At 75.4% G+C, this 3426-nt stretch carries 3 protein-coding genes; all 3 read right to left on the minus strand.

The genetic code is table 11. From position 1 onward, the window contains the following. Positions 1–321: 321 nt before the first annotated feature. Positions 322–1725 carry a kynureninase gene (locus AAHZ94_RS30965; RefSeq protein ID WP_349997039.1) on the minus strand — a complete coding sequence of 468 codons (1404 nt, stop codon included), beginning with the start codon at positions 1723–1725 and terminating at the stop codon, positions 322–324. Continuing rightward, entirely contained in the window at positions 1718–2644 is a 927-nt protein-coding gene (locus tag AAHZ94_RS30970) for a tryptophan 2,3-dioxygenase family protein (RefSeq protein WP_349997040.1), read from the minus strand. The genes AAHZ94_RS30965 and AAHZ94_RS30970 overlap by 8 nt, the downstream gene beginning before the upstream one ends. A 266-nt stretch (positions 2645–2910) precedes the next feature. After that, the gene (locus AAHZ94_RS30975) at positions 2911–3324 is read right to left on the minus strand and encodes a DUF3151 domain-containing protein (RefSeq protein ID WP_349997041.1); all 414 of its coding nucleotides are present in this window, start codon (positions 3322–3324) and stop codon (positions 2911–2913) included. Positions 3325–3426 lie beyond the last annotated feature (102 nt).

Genomic DNA, 3426 nt, shown 5'->3' on the forward strand with positions numbered 1-3426 from the left:
CGCAGACCCACACGCATCCGCAGCCCCGTTCGCACGGCCCCCGGCACGCGCGCCCCCCCCACCCCGGCGCGCCGGCCCCACCCCCGGGCCCAGGCCCGGGCGCTGCCCCCGACTCCGGCCCCGACGCTGGCCCCGCCCCCGTACGTGGTGCGGGCGGGGTGGCGATGGCGCGTGCGGAGGGGGCGGGGAGCGGGCCGCGGGGCAGGTAGAAGTCCACTACCTGATCCGGGTCCGGGCCGTAGCCGGCCGTGGCGTCCGGTGGGCCCTCCGGGTGGCTGAAGGCCGAGTTCTCCTCGCGCTCCGCACGCGTCATCGCCTCCGTCATGACGTGGCGAGCACCTCCCCCAGCGCCCAGGCGGCGCGCTCCGCGTCGGCGAACCCGGTGTACAGCGGCGTGAAGCCGAACCGCAGGACGTCCGGGCGGCGGAAGTCGATGACCACGCCGCGCTCCAGCAGCCGGTCGGTCACGCCGCCCGCGTCGGCGCAGCGCAGTGCGACCTGGCTGCCGCGCTCCGCGTGCTCCCGCGGCGTCAGCGACTCGACCGCGCCGGCCGGCACGTACGCCGCGACGCAGTCCAGGAAGAAGTCCGTGAGGGCCAGGCTCTTGGCCCGTACGGACTCGATGTCGACACCCTGCCAGGCGTCCAGCGCGCTCTCCAGGGCCAGCATCGACAGGATGTCGGGCGTGCCGACCCGGCCGCGTACCGCGCCGTCGGCCGGTGCGTACCCGCCGGCCATGGCGAACGGGTCGGCGTGCGAGTTCCAGCCGGGCAGCGGCGAGTCGAAGCGCGGCTGGTGGCGGGCGGCGACGTACAGGTAGGCGGGTGCTCCGGGGCCGCCGTTGAGGTACTTGTACGTGCAGCCGACGGCCAGGTCCACGCCGTGCGCGTCCAGGTCGACGGGGAGCGCGCCCGCGCTGTGGCACAGGTCCCAGACCGCGAGGGCGCCGGCCGCGTGCAGGGCCGCGGTGGTGCCCGGCAGGTCGTGGCGGCGGCCGGTGCGGTAGTCGACGTGGTTGACCAGGGCCAGCGCGGTACGCGCGGTGACCGCGGCCGGGACGTCCGCCGCGGGGACCGGCCGCAGCGTGCAGCCGGTCAGCCGGGCGGCGGACTCGGCGATGTAGCCGTCCGTGGGGAACGTGCTCTCGTCCACCAGGATCTCGTCCCGCCTGGTGGCGCCGGCCGCCGCGGCGCCGGATGCCGCGGCTCCCGGCCGGCCCGCGTCCGACGGCTCGGCGCCGGCCGTGGTGCTGCCGCCGCGGGCCAGTCGGACGCCGGCGACGACCGCCTTGAGGACGTTCACGCTGGTCGAGTCGCCGACGACGACCTGCCCCGGCGCGGCGCCGAGCAGCCCACCGACCCGGTCGCCGATCCGCTCGGGCGCCGTCCACCACTGGTTGTCCCACCAGGAGCGGATGCGGTCGCGGCCCCACTCCTGCTCGATGACCTCGGCCAGCCGGCCCGGCCCGCTGCGCGGCAGCGCGCCCAGCGAGTTGCCGTCCAGGTAGACCGTGCCGTGCGGGTCGTCGGCCCCGTCCACGACGAACCGTTCGCGGACCGCGGCCAGCGGATCGGCGGCGTCCCGGCGCACGGCGTCGGCCACCCGCACCCGCCGGGCCTCCGTACGGCCGGTCGCTGCGGGGTCGGTTGCTGCGGGCTCGGCCCCCGTACCAGCGGTCTCTGTACGGTCAGCCGCCGTACGCGGTGTCGTGATGCGCTCAGACATAGCTGCGCGCCGTCCACAGCTCGGGGAAGACGTGCTTGCCCGCGCGCTTCTCCAGCCAGGCGACGCCGGAGGAGCCGCCCGTGCCGGTCTTGGCGCCCATCGCGCGCCGGGTGGCGACCAGGTGGTCGTTGCGCCAGCGCCAGACGAGTTCGGCGACCTCGGTCAGCGCCTCGCCGAGCACCGTCAGGTCCTCGCCGCCGGGCCCGCCGGGAGCGTCGCCGGGAACGGCATCGGACGGCACCTCGGACGCGGCTCCGGACCCGGCCCCGGCCGGTGCGCCCGAGTAGATCTGCTGCCAGGCCCGCTCGACCGCCTCGTGCGGCTCGTACCGCTGGGTGACGTCGCGCTCCAGCACCTCGTCGGGGATGGCGAAGCCGCGCCGGGCGAGGAACCGCACCGCCTCGTCGTACAGGCTCGGCTCGGCCAGCGCCTTCTCCAACTCGGCGTGCTCGCGCGGCGCCCCGCGGTGCGGGACCAGCATGGAAGCGGACTTCTCGCCCAGCAGGAACTCCAGCCTGCGGTACATCGCGGACTGGAACCCCGAGCCCTCGCCCAGCGCGGCGCGGTACGCGTTGAACTGGCCGGGCGTCAGGTGCGCGAGCGGCTTCCAGGAGGCGTTGAGCGCCTCCAGTTCGTAGGTTGACCGCTTCAGCGCGGCCAGCGTGGTCGGCAGGTCGTCCCGGCGCAGCGCATCGGCCGCGGTCTGCCATTCGTGGGTGATCACCGTGAACCACAGCTCCATCACCTGGGTGGTGACCAGGAAGACCATCTCTCCCGGATCGTCCGAGAGCGGCTGCTGGAGGTGGGTGAGCACGGAGGCCCGGACGTAGTCGTCGTACGGGGTGGTGCCCTGGAAGTCGAGGTTCGGAGTGTCGTTCTCCGCCTCGTCGATGCCGGAATGTCCAGTGTGCTGGGACATGGCTGTCTCCTCAGTACTGCTTCCGGGTAGCGGTCCGCCCCTTCCTCATCGGCATGGGAGCCCCGGTCCCCTCTCGGACCCACGATCGCTGATCATCGAATCCTGCGCGCATCATGCGCGGAAGTCAGTGCACACGGCAAGGGCCTGCCAGGTCGACATGTGCGACCGGCAGGCCCTGACGGCGAACCCGTGCGGCAGGTGGCGGACCACCGGACGCCGCACCGGGCGCCCCGCCGCCCGACCCCGTCGCGGCGGGGTCGGGCGGATCAGCCGAGGGTGTTGGCAGCGGTGGGCGAGGAGTCGCGGAGGAAGGTCGAGCAGCGCTCGTACTCCTCGTTCTCGCCGATCGACTGCGCGGCGCGGGCCAGCGCGTGCAGGGCGCGCAGGAAGCCACGGTTCGGCTCGTGCTCGAAGGGCACCGGGCCGTGGCCCTTCCAGCCGCTGCGGCGCAGCGCGTCCAGGCCCCGGTGGTAGCCGGTGCGGGCGTACGCGTACGACTCGACGACGCGGCCCGCCTCGAACGCCTCGTCGGCGAGCTGCGCCCAGGCGAGTGAGGAGGCGGGGTACTTCGCGGCGACCTCGGCCGGTGCGGCACCGCTGGCGAGCAGCTCGCGCGGCTCCGGGTCGTCGGGCAGATGGGTCGGGGGAGGGCCCCCGAGCAGGTTCTCGTTAATGGCCATGAGTTCCAGTCTGCCGGACCGGGGGGGGGGGGGGGGGGCCCCCCCCCCGGGGGGGGGGGGGGGGGGGGGGCGGGGGGGGGGGGGGGGGGGGGGGGGGGGGGG

The organism is Streptomyces sp. HSW2009 (assembly GCF_040240285.1).
Classification (GTDB): domain Bacteria; phylum Actinomycetota; class Actinomycetes; order Streptomycetales; family Streptomycetaceae; genus Streptomyces.